13 protein-coding genes are annotated in these 12,989 nt (G+C 66.6%); 6 read left to right on the top strand and 7 right to left on the bottom strand.

The genetic code is table 11. The annotated features are described in order from the left end of the window. Positions 1–24 precede the first annotated feature (24 nt). The 3 genes from ADBZ9K_RS15840 to ADBZ9K_RS15830 all read right to left on the bottom strand — a co-directional run bounded on the left by ADBZ9K_RS15840 (position 25) and on the right by ADBZ9K_RS15830 (position 2,375). Positions 25–1,467, bottom strand: coding sequence for an amino acid permease (locus ADBZ9K_RS15840; RefSeq protein ID WP_526622033.1), 1,443 nt, complete (start codon positions 1,465–1,467; stop codon positions 25–27). Between the two features lie 72 nt (positions 1,468–1,539). Continuing rightward, a complete protein-coding gene (gene yczE / locus ADBZ9K_RS15835) occupies positions 1,540–2,211 on the bottom strand; it encodes a membrane protein YczE (RefSeq protein ID WP_526622031.1) in 672 nt (223 codons plus the stop codon). Then, positions 2,208–2,375, bottom strand: a complete 168-nt coding sequence (locus ADBZ9K_RS15830; RefSeq protein ID WP_526622030.1) for a hypothetical protein — start codon at positions 2,373–2,375, stop codon at positions 2,208–2,210. The genes yczE and ADBZ9K_RS15830 overlap by 4 nt, the downstream gene beginning before the upstream one ends. Positions 2,376–2,439: 64 nt before the next feature. Between ADBZ9K_RS15830 and yczR the strand changes: the two genes are divergently transcribed. After that, complete coding sequence (gene yczR / locus ADBZ9K_RS15825) at positions 2,440–3,885, top strand: MocR-like transcription factor YczR (RefSeq protein WP_526622028.1); 1,446 nt, start codon at positions 2,440–2,442, stop codon at positions 3,883–3,885. Positions 3,886–3,894: 9 nt separating this feature from the next. Here yczR and serB read toward each other — a convergent pair whose 3' ends face one another. Both serB and ctaD read right to left on the bottom strand, forming a co-directional pair. Continuing rightward, on the bottom strand, positions 3,895–5,121 hold the full coding sequence (serB, locus tag ADBZ9K_RS15820; protein WP_526622697.1) for a phosphoserine phosphatase SerB: 1,227 nt from the start codon (positions 5,119–5,121) through the stop codon (positions 3,895–3,897). Between the two features lie 31 nt (positions 5,122–5,152). Continuing rightward, entirely contained in the window at positions 5,153–6,895 is a 1,743-nt protein-coding gene (gene ctaD / locus ADBZ9K_RS15815) for an aa3-type cytochrome oxidase subunit I (RefSeq protein WP_526622026.1), read from the bottom strand. 163 nt (positions 6,896–7,058) lie between these two features. Between ctaD and ADBZ9K_RS15810 the strand changes: the two genes are divergently transcribed. The 3 genes from ADBZ9K_RS15810 to ADBZ9K_RS15800 all read left to right on the top strand — a co-directional run bounded on the left by ADBZ9K_RS15810 (position 7,059) and on the right by ADBZ9K_RS15800 (position 9,637). After that, positions 7,059–8,156: an iron-siderophore ABC transporter substrate-binding protein gene (locus tag ADBZ9K_RS15810; RefSeq protein WP_526622025.1), complete on the top strand. Its 1,098-nt coding sequence runs from the start codon at positions 7,059–7,061 to the stop codon at positions 8,154–8,156. A gap of 27 nt (positions 8,157–8,183) precedes the next feature. Further along, positions 8,184–8,459 carry a YciI family protein gene (locus ADBZ9K_RS15805; RefSeq protein ID WP_526622023.1) on the top strand — a complete coding sequence of 92 codons (276 nt, stop codon included), beginning with the start codon at positions 8,184–8,186 and terminating at the stop codon, positions 8,457–8,459. Positions 8,460–8,584: 125 nt separating this feature from the next. After that, positions 8,585–9,637: an NAD(P)-dependent alcohol dehydrogenase gene (locus ADBZ9K_RS15800; RefSeq protein WP_526622021.1), complete on the top strand. Its 1,053-nt coding sequence runs from the start codon at positions 8,585–8,587 to the stop codon at positions 9,635–9,637. Between the two features lie 3 nt (positions 9,638–9,640). On the opposite strand, the gene ADBZ9K_RS15795 is transcribed toward ADBZ9K_RS15800, so the two are convergent. Continuing rightward, entirely contained in the window at positions 9,641–10,000 is a 360-nt protein-coding gene (locus ADBZ9K_RS15795; RefSeq protein WP_526622019.1) for a DUF3349 domain-containing protein, read from the bottom strand. A 213-nt stretch (positions 10,001–10,213) separates the two neighbouring features. On the opposite strand from ADBZ9K_RS15795, the gene ADBZ9K_RS15790 reads away from it, so the two are divergent. Beyond that, positions 10,214–11,059 (top strand): MlaE family ABC transporter permease, encoded by an 846-nt coding sequence (locus tag ADBZ9K_RS15790; protein WP_526622017.1) that lies wholly within the window; start codon positions 10,214–10,216, stop codon positions 11,057–11,059. Between the two features lie 38 nt (positions 11,060–11,097). After that, positions 11,098–11,886 carry a hypothetical protein gene (locus tag ADBZ9K_RS15785; protein WP_526622015.1) on the top strand — a complete coding sequence of 263 codons (789 nt, stop codon included), beginning with the start codon at positions 11,098–11,100 and terminating at the stop codon, positions 11,884–11,886. 4 nt (positions 11,887–11,890) lie between these two features. On the opposite strand, the gene nrdF is transcribed toward ADBZ9K_RS15785, so the two are convergent. Further along, positions 11,891–12,865, bottom strand: a complete 975-nt coding sequence (nrdF, locus tag ADBZ9K_RS15780) for a class 1b ribonucleoside-diphosphate reductase subunit beta (RefSeq protein ID WP_526622013.1) — start codon at positions 12,863–12,865, stop codon at positions 11,891–11,893. Positions 12,866–12,989: the final 124 nt, after the last annotated feature.

Raw genomic sequence — 12,989 nt, 5'->3', positions numbered from 1 at the left:
TGGGTTGACCGCGAGTGCCGACAGTCAGGATGGTGCTGGGGCGTCGCTGTCGTAGGTGCGGCGCGGGTCGGTGTAGAACTCCGCCCGCCCGACGCGGGCCGAGATGAACGAGAGCACCACGCCGACCAGGGCCAGCCCCACGCCGAAGGCGAGTTCGACGCCATTGAGCGAGCCGGAGGCGACCGAGTAGATAACGACGAAGGCCATGAAGGCGGCGCCCAGCCCCGGCAGCAGGCCACCGACGACGAAATCGGTGGCGCTGGCGGTGATTCGGTGTCGGTAGCACCAGATCGCGGTGGTTGCGGTGAGCAGATAGAAGATCGCGGCCATCAAGCCCAGGGTGCTGACCACGTCGGCCAGGGCTGCACCGACCGAGTCGATGAGCGTTGAGCCCCACAGGAACACCAGGTTGAGCAGACCGAACAAGATGGTGGCGTTCCACGGTGTCTGGTAGCGCGCGCTCGTCTTACCGAACCAAGCGGGAATGACCCGGTCGCGTCCCATCGCATAGCCGATGCGCGACGAGCTGACGATCGCAGCGAGCAGCGAGGCCAGCGTCCCGCCCAGGACGGCGACGATCATGACCTGGGCCCAGAAGCTGCCGCCGATCCGGTCCCCGACGAAGGCCAGGATGTTCGCGGCGTGATCCTGCATCTCCTGCATCGGCGCGATGCCCTGGAACGCCAGGACGCACACCGAGTAGATGACGAACAGCAGCACCACGCTGGTCACCGCCGCCCGGCCGGCGCGCTTGCCCGACGACTCCTCCCCCACGTAGGCCGCGGTGTCCCAGCCGGAGTACAGGAAGATCGCCAGCAGCACACCGGAAATCAGTGCCTTGAATCCGCCCGCGCCCTCGATGGTGAACCAGGACGAGTCGATGTGGACCACGCCGGGGTGGTCGCCGGCGATGTAGATGACCGCGGCGATGGCGAAGCCGATGACAAGGGCGTATTCGAAAATCGCCCACATCCATTGGAACTTCGAGGACAGCTGCACGCCGATCGCCGCGATGACCAGCACGAGCAGGTTGAACACCGTTCCCACGGCCGCGACGGCCACCGCGTTGTTGGCGGCGTCATCGGAGAAGAAGCTGAGCAGATAGGTGCCCAGCGGGATCGTCAGGCTTGTGGTGCCGACGGTGTAGTAGAGCAGCATGATCCAGCCGGCGAAGAAACCCATGTGCGGGTTTAGGACCCGCCCCACCCAGGAGTAGGTGGCGCCCGCACTCGGTTGCCAGGCGTGCAGCCGCTGATAGCCCAGCGCGATGCCGAGCATCGGGACGAAGCAGATCAGGATCGGCAGGAAGCCCGCGTAGGCGACGGTGGCCAGGATCGCGGCCAGGCTCACCGCGACGCTCTGGGTGGGACCCGAGCTGGCCAGTGCCATGACGACGACGTCGCCGGCGCGCAATGCGCCTGCCCGCAGTCCCGGTTGTGATGCGCTTGAGCTGTCCTGTGTCGCCATGGCGGTCCTCTGATCGTCTCGAGGGGTGATTCCGCCGTTGAAACTAATGCATACTCTGTATACAGATTGCTTTTAGTGTTTCGGCTGCGTTAATTTCCGCCTCGCACCGGGTTCAGCATCGCGATCGCCATCGGCGACGACTGCCGCCCACCCGCTGCACGCCAGGACCCGAGCCGGCGTCAACCGCAACACCAATTGCACCATCGGCCCGATGCCGAACGCATAGATGACCGTCCCGACTCCGACGCTGCCGCCAAGCAGCCAGCCGGCACCCAGCACGGTGGCCTCGATCGCAGTGCGGACCAGGCGCACCGAAAGACCAGTCCGCCCAACCAGTCCCGTCATGAGACCGTCGCGGGGGCCCGGCCCCAGGCCGGCACCCACGTACAGCACGGTGGCCACGGCGTTGAGCAGCACGGCACCGAGCATCATTGCCGTCCGGGCAGGCACCGACTCGGGAGCAACCAGGACCGCCAGGCCGGCGTCAACGGTCACGGCGATGACGATCACGTTGGCGACGGTGCCGATGCCCGGCTTGTTGCGTAACGGGATCCAGGCCAGCAGCACGACGACGCCGACCACCGCCGAGGCGACCCCGATGGTCATCGGTGTGTGCCGGGTCAATCCCTGGTGGAACACGTCCCACGGGTCCAGGCCGAGCCCGGCGCGGACCATCATCGCCATCGAGAAGCCGTAACAGCCCAGCCCGGTCAGCAGGGTGGCCCCCCGCACGGTCGCGCTCACCCGTGGTCGGGGAAGCGCACTCGGATCGCGTCCAGGTCGGTGCGCAGCCGGCGCAGGTCGGCGTCCACGTCGTTCCAGTCCGACGACGGCGGGTTCCACGGGCCTAACTGGGGGTCGAGCAGCGCCGACAACCGCCGACCCATCCGGGAAAACCACGTACTCATGGCATCCATGCTTGCGACGACTGGCTTGCCAATCAATAGCCAGTCAGCGGATACTGGCCTTCAAATGACGACACCACTGCCGGCCAGAGCCCTCGACAGCGAGCTTGTGGCCCGGGAACTGGGCAACTGGCGCACCTCCAGCCGCAGCGGACCGAGCTATCAGGGCCTGGCCGACGGCCTCCGCATGCTGATCGTCGACGGGCGCCTGCCGGTCGGCTCGCGGCTGCCCAGCGAGCGCGCACTGGCCGACGCGCTCCACGTGTCCCGGACCACCGTCACCGCGGCCTACACCGCATTGGGCGACAGCGGCTACCTGCACGCCCGCCGCGGCGCACGCAGCACGATCGCGCTGCCGCACTCCCCGGTCGTCGTGACCGGCGAGCTCCCAACAGCCATCAACCTCGCCGCCGCCGCGCTCGCCGCCCCAGCCAGCGCGGTCCAGGAGGCCTTCGCCGAGGCAGCCCGCCAGGCGCCGTCGTATCTGCAGCACACCGGCCACGATATGCGGGGCATCCTGGCATTCCGGACCGCGATCGCCGAACGGTATTGCGCCAGAGGATTTCCCACCACTGCAGACCAGATCATGGTCACCAGCGGTGCACAGCATGCGATCGCGCTGATCCTGGCCACCTACGCCCAGCCCGGCGATCGCGTGCTCGTCGAGCAGCCCACCTACCACGGGGCGCTGACGGCGATCGGGACTGCCGGCGCCCGCCCGATCCCGGTTCCGGTGAGCAACGACGGCTGGGACCTGGAGGCGATCCATTCCGCGGTGCGCCAACTGGCACCCACATTGGCTTACCTGGTGCCCGACAACCACAACCCCACCGGCTTGTCGATGCCCGCATCCGATCGAAAACGATTGTGCAACATCATCTCTGAAACCCGCACCCGCACCATAGTCGACGAGACGATGACCGACATCTGGCTCGACGAGCCGGTGCCCGCGCCACTGGGCGCGTCGATGACCTCGCGCACCGACCTGATGATCACGGTGGGCTCGATGTCCAAATCGTTTTGGGGCGGCATGCGCATCGGCTGGATCCGGGCCGAACCGAACGTGCTGGCGACCATCCGCGCCATTCGCCCGTCCATCGACCTGGGCACGTCGGTGATCGAACAGCTCGCCGCCGCATGGCTTCTCACCGAACGAACCGAGGACGTCTTACCGGAGCGCCGCGAGATCCTGCGGGGCCGGCGCGCCCTGCTGCTGGATCTGATCGAGCGGCACCTACCGGAATGGCGCCCGCTGCCCGGCACCGGCGGGATGTCGCTGTGGGTGCAGCTGCCCGCGCCGATCAGCTCGGCGATGTGTGCCTCGGCGTCGCGGCTGGGAGTGGAGTTGCCGCCCGGCCCCCGCTTCGGTGTCGACGGGACGCTCGAACGGTTCGTCCGGATTCCCTACGCCCTGCCCGAGGCGCAGCTGACTGAGGCCATCGAGCTGATCGGGCGAGCGTGGCACAGCGTCACCGGCTCGGCCACCCACCACAGCAGCGCGGTGGTGATCTGAGCACGCGACTTACTCGGGCGGAATCTCCACTCGGCGCAGCACGCCGTCGACGGCGTCGGCGGCCTCGATCTCGGCGCGGGTCACCCCGAGGATGAACAACACGGTGTCCAGGTAGGGATGGCTCAGCGACGCGTCGGCGACCTCCCGCAGGGCGGGCTTGGCGTTGAACGCCACGCCCAGGCCCGCGGCGGCCAGCATGTCGATGTCGTTGGCACCGTCGCCGACGGCCACGGTCTGCTCCATCGGAACCCCGGCGGCCTGAGCGAAATCGCGCAGCGCCTTGGCCTTGCCGGCGCGGTCGACCACCTCACCGACCACCCGCCCGGTCAGCTTGCCGTCCACGATCTCCAGCTCGTTGGCCGCCACGAAATCCAGCATCAGCTCGTGCGCCAGCGGATCGATCACCTGACGGAAACCACCGGAGACGACACCGCAGTGAAAACCCAAGCGGCGCAAGGTCCGGATCGTGGTGCGCGCGCCGGCGGTCAGCTGAATCTGCTCGGCGACCTCGTCGAGCACGTCGGCCGGCAGCCCGGCCAGGGTGGCCACCCGGCGGTGCAGTGACTCGGCGAAGTCCAACTCACCACGCATGGCCGCCTCGGTAACGGCGGCCACCGCCTCGCCGGCCCCGGCCCGCTCGGCCAGCATCTCGATGACCTCGCCCTGAATCAGCGTCGAGTCGACGTCGAACACGATGAGCCGCTTCGCGCGCCGCTCCAGCGAGTAGTTCTCGACGGCGACATCCAAGCCCTGCTCGGCCGCCACCCGAGCCAGCACGGTGCGCAGTTCGCCGCCGACGCCGACGGGCACCGACACCCGAAGCTCGAGGCCGGTCACCGGATAGTCGGAGACCCCGCGGATGAAGTCGATGTTGACCCCGAGCGCGGCGACCTCACGGGCCACCACGCCGAACGCCGCGGCTGTGATGGGCCGGCCGAGCACCACGATCGTGTGAGTCGACGGCTCGCGAATGATCGGCAAGTCGTCGCTGCGCTCGATCGTGACATCCAACCCGACCCCGTGGATGGCGTCGGTGACGTCGTCGCGCAACTTGGCGCCGTCGGCCACATCAGCGCCACCCGACACCAGCACGCCCAGCGTCAGCCGGCCTCGGATGACGACCTGCTCGACATTGAGCAGATCGACCTCGTGGCGGGACAGGACCTCGAACAGCGCCGAAGTCACCCCGGGCTGGTCGACACCGGTGACGGTGATCAGCACCGACACCTTGGACATGCTCATACCCCGATTGTGCGGATCCCCGCGCTTAGGTGCGGACGTTCTCGTCCAGCCGCGTCACGTCCCCGTCAGCGGGTCCGTGAGCGCGACCGACGTGGGCCTCGGCCCGCATCCGTTCCACCATGTGCGGGTAGTGCAGCTCGAAGGCCGGCCGCTCCGAACGGATCTGGGGCAGCTCGGTGAAGTTGTGCCGCGGCGGCGGGCAGCTGGTGGCCCACTCCAGGGAGTTGCCGTAACCCCACGGATCGTCGACGGTGACGACCTCGCCGTAACGCCAGCTCTTGAAGATGTTCCACAGGAACGGCAGCATCGAGACGCCGAGGGTGAACGCCCCAATGGTCGAGACGATGTTGAGCGTGGTGAACCCGTCGGTGGGCAGGTAGTCGGCATAGCGGCGCGGCATACCCTCGTCGCCCAGCCAATGCTGCACCAGAAACGTGGCGTGGAAGCCGATGAAGGTCAGCCAGAAGTGCAGCTTGCCCAGCCGCTCATCGAGCAGGCGTCCGGTCATCTTCGGGAACCAGAAGTAGATGCCGGCGTAGGTGGCGAACACGATCACGCCGAACAGCACGTAGTGGAAGTGCGCGATGATGAAGTAGCTGTCACTGACGTGGAAGTCCAGCGGTGGGCTGGCCAGCAGCACACCCGAGAGGCCACCGAGCAGGAAGGTCACCAGGAAGCCCAGTGAGAACAGCATCGGCGTCTCGAACGTCAGCCGGCCCTTCCACATGGTGCCGATCCAGTTGAAGAACTTGATGCCGGTGGGCACCGCGATCAGGAACGTCATGAACGCGAAGAACGGCAGCAGCACCGCACCCGTGACGTACATGTGGTGGGCCCACACCGCGATCGACAGGGCCGCGATACTGATCGTGGCGTAGACCAGGGTGGTGTAGCCGAAGATCGGCTTGCGGGAGAACACCGGGAAGATCTCCGAGACGATGCCGAAGAACGGCAGCGCCAGGATGTACACCTCGGGGTGGCCGAAGAACCAGAACAGATGCTGGAACAGCATCGTGCCGCCGTTGGCCGGGTCATAGATGTGCGCGCCGAGCCGGCGGTCAGCTGCAAGGCCGAACAGTGCGGCGGTCAGCAGTGGGAAGGCGACCAGCACCAGGATCGAGGTGACGAAGATGTTCCAGGTGAAGATCGGCATCCGGAACATGGTCATACCCGGCGCACGCATGCACACCACGGTGGTGATCATGTTGACCGCACCCAGGATGGTGCCCAGACCACCGACTGCCAGTCCTAGAACCCACAGGTCACCACCGGCGCCCGGCGAGTGCATTGCATCCGAGAGCGGGGTGTAGGCGGTCCAGCCGAAGTCAGCGGCGCCGCCCGGGGTGATGAATCCGGCCAGTGCGATGAGTGCGCCGAAGACGAAGAGCCAGAACGACAGTGCGTTCAGCCGCGGGAAGGCCACGTCGGGGGCGCCGATCTGCAGCGGCAGCACCAGGTTGGCGAACCCGAACACGATCGGCGTCGCATAGAACAGCAACATCGCCGTGCCGTGCATGGTGAACAGCTGGTTGTACTGCTCATTGGACAGGAACTGCAGTCCGGGGACCGCCAACTCCGCCCGGATGAACAGCGCCATCAGCCCGCCCATCATGAAGAAGATGAAGCAGGCGACGCAGTACATCATGCCGATCAACTTGTGATCGGTCGTCGTGATCAGCTTGTAGACCAGGTTGCCTTTAGGACCCATGCGCGCCGGCATGGGTCTAACAGCCTCGAGTTCTCCCCGCGAAGGCACAACGGCAGTCAACAGTCCTCCAAAATCAGTTAGCACACCCGAGAACGTGTAACTGATCCTAGCCTCACACCGCGACCGACGGGGCCTGGGTCCTACATTCTGTCGTATTCGCCACCGCACCTCCCTCGGCCGCAGCTCAGCGGTGGTGCCAGCGCGCAGTGTTACCGTCGGCGTCGTGCTGATCCGCGGTGTGCGTCCCGGTGCCGTCATGGCCGCCTCGGCTGTGCTGGCGGCCGTGGCCATGACGGCGATGAGCGGATGTTCGGGTTCGTCCCAATCCCCCGCGCCGGCCGCGTCACGCAGCCTGGTCACCAGCACAACCAAGATCGCCGGCGCCGGGGTGCTGGGCAACCAGCGCCGCCCCGACGAGTCCTGCGCCGCTGAGCCGGCCCGGCTCGACCCTGCACCACCGGGACCGGTACGCCATGCCGCCGGAGAAACCGCGGTGGTCCCGGACCCACAGCGCATCGTCGTGCTTGCCGGCGACGAACTTGACGCACTGTGCGCGCTGGGGCTGCAGTCCCGGATCGTGGCGGCCGCGCTGCCCGACGGCGCCGTCGCCCAACCCTCGTACATGGGGACCGTCATCCACGATCTTCCGGGCGCCGGGTCCCGCAGCGCGCCCGACCTCGTCGCGATCGCCGCCGCCAAACCGGACCTGATCCTGGGCTCCCAGGCGCTCACCCCGCAGGGCTACCAAGAACTGTCCGCGATCGCCCCGACCGTTTTCACCGACGCCCCCGGCGCCAAGTGGCAGGACAACCTGCGCACGGTCGGCGCGGCAACCGCCCGCTCGGAGGCGGCCGGCGACCTGATCGCCGAGTTCACCGATCGGGCCGACCGGATCGGCAACACCGTCGACGCGCCGCACTTCCAGGCCTCGGTGGTGCAGTTCACCGATTCCACGATGCGGGTCTACGGCGCAGACAACTTCGCGGCCTCGGTGCTGGCCGACGTCGGCGTCGATCGCCCTGCCGCACAGCGGTTCACCGACAAGCTCTTCATCGAGATCGGCACCACCGACACCGACCTGGACCGCGGGGCGGACTTCTCTGCCGCCGACGGCGACATCGTCTACCTGTCCTTCGCCTCGCCGGCGGCCAAGGACCGCGCATCGGCGATTCTCGACAGTGCACCGTGGCGCAAGCTGTCAGCCAATCGCGACAACCGGGTGTTCATCGTCAACAACGAGGTGTGGCAGGGCGGGCAGGGCCTGATCGCCGCTCGCGGCATCCTCGACGATCTGCGCTGGCTCAACGCCCCGATCAACTGACGGGCGCTCGGTGTAGCGTTGCCAGCCGTGTTCCATGTGCTGACCATCACCTACGAGAAGCCGATCGACGTCATCGAGCAGGCCCGTCCCGCTCACCTGGCCTGGTTGAACGACGAGGTCGCCGCGGGGCGCATCCTGCTCGCCGGTCGCCAGGAATCGGGCGCCGGCGGCGTGCTGATCACCGGCGATATCACCGCCGAGGAGGCACAGGACGTCATCGACCGCGACCCGTACACCCTGGCCGGGATCGTCAGCTACCAACGGTTGTCCTTCAACGGCGGAATTCGCGCAGCCGGGTTATAAATCTGGTTAAGCGGGATTAGCCACCCCCGTTCCGGGGTTATCCCTTTGGGTCGCAGCGTTGCGACACCTCTATTCCGATACCGCTGATTGATCAGTACTGCCTGAAACGCGAACACGAGGACACCATGAGCACAGTCACCGCCTACGCAGCCACTTCCGCCACGGAACCGCTGACCAAGACCGAGATCACCCGCCGCGATGTCGGCCCGCACGACGTTCGGTTCGACATCCACTTTGCCGGCATCTGCCACTCCGACATCCACACCGTCAGGGCCGAATGGGGTCAGCCGAACTACCCCGTCGTACCCGGTCACGAGATCGCCGGTGTGGTCACCGAGGTCGGCAGCGACGTCACCGCCTACAAGGTTGGCGACCACGTCGGCGTCGGCTGTTTCGTCGACTCGTGCCGCGAGTGCGACAACTGCAACGCCGGGCTCGAGCAGTACTGCACCGGCACCGGCATGGTGGGCACCTACAACGCGGTCGGACGCGACGGCCAGCCGACCTACGGCGGCTACAGCGGCGAGATCGTCGTCGATGAGAACTACGTCCTGCGCATCCCGGACACCATCGCACTCGACGCCGCGGCGCCGCTGCTGTGCGCCGGCATCACGCTGTACTCACCGCTGCGGCACTGGAATGCCGGTCCCGGTAAGAAGGTCGCCGTCATCGGTCTGGGTGGGCTGGGACACATGGGTGTCAAGCTGGCCCACGCGATGGGCGCCGAAGTGACGGTGTTGAGCCAGTCGCTGAAGAAGATGGAGGACGGGCTGCGGCTCGGCGCCGATGCGTACTACGCCACCAGCGACCCCGACACCTTCAAGAAGCTGGCCGGCCACTTCGACCTGATTCTCAACACGGTGTCGGCCAACCTCGATATGGGCAAATACCTGGGCCTGCTCGCCGTCGACGGCACCCTGGTCGAACTCGGCATCCCCGAGCATCCGATGCAGGTCCCGGCCTTCCCGCTGGCCGGCGGGCGTCGCAGCCTGTCGGGTTCGATGATCGGCGGCATTGCCGAAACCCAGGAGATGCTGGACTTCTGCGCCGAGCACGGCGTCGCCCCCGAGATCGAGATCATCGCCCCCGACTACATCAACGAGGCCTACGAGCGGGTGCTGGCCAGCGACGTGCGGTATCGCTTCGTCATCGATACCGAGTCGCTGCGCACCGCCTAGCGGTCAGTCCTCGACGCTGTCGTTATTCACGCCGGCCAGCGGCCACCCGGCCGCGGCCAGCGTGGATGCGACGCGCTTGACGTTCTCCGGACCGGCGTCGTGGTGACTGACGTCCTTGATGAATTCGACGATCTCGTCCTCGTTGATCTCGCCGTCAGCCAGTGCAGGTGAGTCCGGCGCGGTCAGGTGAGCGACGACCTCCTTGACCTGGTCCTCAGTCAGGGGGGTGGCGCGAAGCAGCGCCAGCAGCGGCACCCGGTCAGGGCCGGGTACGCCATTGGGGTAGCCGGCACGCAGCCAGTTGATGATCGAGTGGACGAGCGACGTAGCGGTCACGGTCCCCAGTGTCTCGGTTGGCGTCATCACGCGCCAGCAGCGGCGGCACAGTTCGCCGCTGATTCACCCCCTATTCACCGCGCGGTCCCCCGGCGGAGAGCCCTTCGGCGCGCGCAGCCGGGACGAACGGCCCTAGAACGCGACCGGGCAGGCGAGGACCTTGAGCTAGGTGGCACGAAAACGTCGGCGACGCGGCTTGAGCGTTGGCTGCGACCGTCTCGCTGACGTCGGGCGGCGCCGGTGACTCATCGCGCCGTCTTCCCGCGGGTGACCCGCGCTCTGGAACGCCCCTGGTTCATCCTGGGCCGGATCGGCGACCAGGCACTGTTCTACGGCAAAGCAATTGCCGGCGTTCCCTACGCCGTCCGCTATTACCGCAGTGAAGTGATCCGTCTGATCGCCGAGATCAGCATGGGCGCCGGTGTTTTGGCGATGATCGGCGGAACGCTGGTGGTCGTCGGATTCCTGACCCTGGCCACCGGGGGCACCCTGGCGGTGCAGGGCTACAGCTCGCTCGGCAACATCGGTATCGAAGCACTCACCGGGTTCTTGGCGGCGTTCATCAATGTCCGGATCTCCGCGCCGGTGGTCGCCGGGATCGGGCTGGCGGCCACTTTCGGCGCCGGGGTGACCGCCCAGCTGGGCGCCATGCGGGTCAACGAGGAGATCGATGCGCTGGAAGCCATGGCGATCCGGCCGATCGCATTCCTGGTGAGCACCCGCATCGCTGCCGGCATGGTGTCCATCACCCCGCTCTACGCGGTGGCCGTCATCCTGTCCTTCCTGGCCAGTCGCTACACCACCGTCGCCCTGCTGGGACAGTCGGCGGGGCTCTACGAACACTATTTCGCCACTTTCCTGAATCCGATCGACCTGCTGTGGTCCTTCCTCCAGGCCATCCTGATGGCCATGGCGATCCTGTTGATCCACACGTACTTCGGGTTCTTCGCATCCGGCGGACCATCCGGAGTCGGGATCGCGACGGGCGACGCCGTGCGGACGTCGCTGGTGGCGGTCGTGTCGGTGACGTTGCTTGTTTCGTTGGCGATCTACGGCGGCGGGGGCGGGTTCAATCTGTCGGGATAGTCACTCGACGGGAGGGGGTTGCCGTGCGCGGTGCCCGGATGCGGATAGTGGGCGTGCTGCTGGCGGGACTGGCGATGGTGTTCGGTGGCAGTCCGAGCGCAGTGGCCAGCGGTGGGCTGCCGGCCGACCAGGTGGTGTTTAAGGTCTCCTCCGGGGGCGGTCTGGTGCCACCAGTCGTGTACGCCCTGGAGTCGCCATCGCTGGTCGTCTACGGTGACGGCCGGATCCTGTCGGCTGTGCCGAACACCTCTGGGGACGTAACTCCCGTTCGTTACGCACTCAGCCGCATCGATCCAGCTGCCGTCTCCGCCTTCGCCGCGGCGGTCGAATCACGCGGAATCATCAACCCCGACACGGACTTCGGCCAACCCCTCGTCACCGACATGGACACGACGACGGTGGCGGTCCACGGCGAGCGCGATCTGGCCACGGTGAGCGTGTACGCGTTCCACGACCAGTTCGACGACGACCTGAGCCCCGACCAGCGGCGGGCGAGGGCGACGCTGCGGTGGGTGATCGACACCGCCGCCGACCTGGCCGCGGGTGCGGCCTCGGTCCCGTACGCACCGGACCGCGTCACCGTCTACGACGTGGGATCGGGAGCGGCCACCACAACGGCCACCACGACCTGGCCCGGCCCGCCACCGGCGAGCTTTCTGGTGCCGAGCAGCCAAAGCCGGTCCGTGGCGTGCGGGTACCTCAACGGTGCGCCGGCCACCGCCGCCTATCGGGCGGCGTTGAGTAACCCCGGCGCGCTCTGGCTGGTGGACAGGATCACGAAAACGCTCGCCGTCAACCCGTTTCCGCTGACCGACACCTGCCCGTGAGGGCCTAGAACTCCCAGTCCTCGTCCTCGGTGACGACGGCCTTGCCGATGACGTAAGACGATCCCGAACCCGAGAAGAAGTCGTGGTTTTCGTCGGCGTTGGGTGAGAGCGCCGACAGGATCGCCGGGTTCACCTCGGTCTCGTCACGCGGGAACAGTGCCTCGAAGCCCAGGTTCATCAACGCCTTGTTGGCGTTGTAGCGCAGGTACTTCTTGACGTCCTCGGTCAGCCCGACCTGGTCGTAGAGATCCTGGGTGTACTCAACTTCGTTGTCGTACAACGTGTACAGCAGTTCGTAGGCGTAGTCCTTGAGCTCCTGCTTGCGCTCGTCGGTCTCCAGCGCGTAACCCTTCTGGAACTTGTAGCCGATGTAGTACGCGTGCACGGCCTCGTCGCGGATGATCAGCCGGATCAGGTCGGCGGTGTTGGTGAGCTTGGCCCGGCTCGACCAGTACATCGGCAGGTAGAAGCCGGAGTAGAACAGGAACGCTTCGAGGAATACCGAGGCGATCTTGCGCTTGAGCGGGTCGTCACCGTGGTAGTAGTCGAGGATGATCTGCGCCTTGCGCTGCAGGTTGGGGTTCTCTTCTGACCAGCGGAAGGCCTCGTCGATGTCGGTGGTGGAGCACAGCGTCGAGAAGATCGAGCTGTAGCTCTTGGCGTGCACCGACTCCATGAACGTGATGTTGGTCAGCACGGCCTCTTCATGCATGGTGATCGCGTCGGGGATCATGCTCACCGACCCGACCGTGCTCTGGATGGTGTCCAGCAGCGTCAGCCCGGTGAAGACCCGCATCGTGAGTTCCTTCTCGGCGGGGGTCAGCGTGTTCCACGAGGGCAGGTCGTTGGACAGCGGAACCTTCTCGGGCAACCAGAAGTTGCCGGTCAAGCGATCCCAGACCTCGGCGTCCTTCTCGTCAACGACACGGTTCCAGTTGATCGCCGTCGCCCGGTCGATCAGCTTCGCTCCTTCGGCCACCGAAACCCCACTTCACCACGATGTATGCCCGTTTCCGGCTGACGACCAAAACACTACCCCTGGGGTCCGACAACCGGTGCCAGCACAACACTTTGTGTTTTCCGGCCATCGAACGCACAGGTCC

It is taken from the genome of Mycobacterium sp., assembly GCF_965229265.1.
Lineage (GTDB): Bacteria > Actinomycetota > Actinomycetes > Mycobacteriales > Mycobacteriaceae > Mycobacterium.
This window is presented reverse-complemented; position numbering and strand designations above follow the sequence as displayed.

What these genes read in the sequence shown, in the direction of transcription:
- ADBZ9K_RS15840 (WP_526622033.1), bottom strand. Translation starts at nt 1,467, where the DNA reads ATGGCGACACAGGACAGCTCAAGCGCATCACAACCGGGACTGCGGGCA.
- ADBZ9K_RS15830 (WP_526622030.1), bottom strand. Translation starts at nt 2,375, where the DNA reads ATGAGTACGTGGTTTTCCCGGATGGGTCGGCGGTTGTCGGCGCTGCTC.
- yczR (WP_526622028.1), top strand. Translation starts at nt 2,440, where the DNA reads ATGACGACACCACTGCCGGCCAGAGCCCTCGACAGCGAGCTTGTGGCC.
- serB (WP_526622697.1), bottom strand. Translation starts at nt 5,121, where the DNA reads ATGTCCAAGGTGTCGGTGCTGATCACCGTCACCGGTGTCGACCAGCCC.
- ADBZ9K_RS15800 (WP_526622021.1), top strand. Translation starts at nt 8,585, where the DNA reads ATGAGCACAGTCACCGCCTACGCAGCCACTTCCGCCACGGAACCGCTG.
- ADBZ9K_RS15795 (WP_526622019.1), bottom strand. Translation starts at nt 10,000, where the DNA reads ATGACGCCAACCGAGACACTGGGGACCGTGACCGCTACGTCGCTCGTC.
- ADBZ9K_RS15785 (WP_526622015.1), top strand. Translation starts at nt 11,098, where the DNA reads ATGCGGATAGTGGGCGTGCTGCTGGCGGGACTGGCGATGGTGTTCGGT.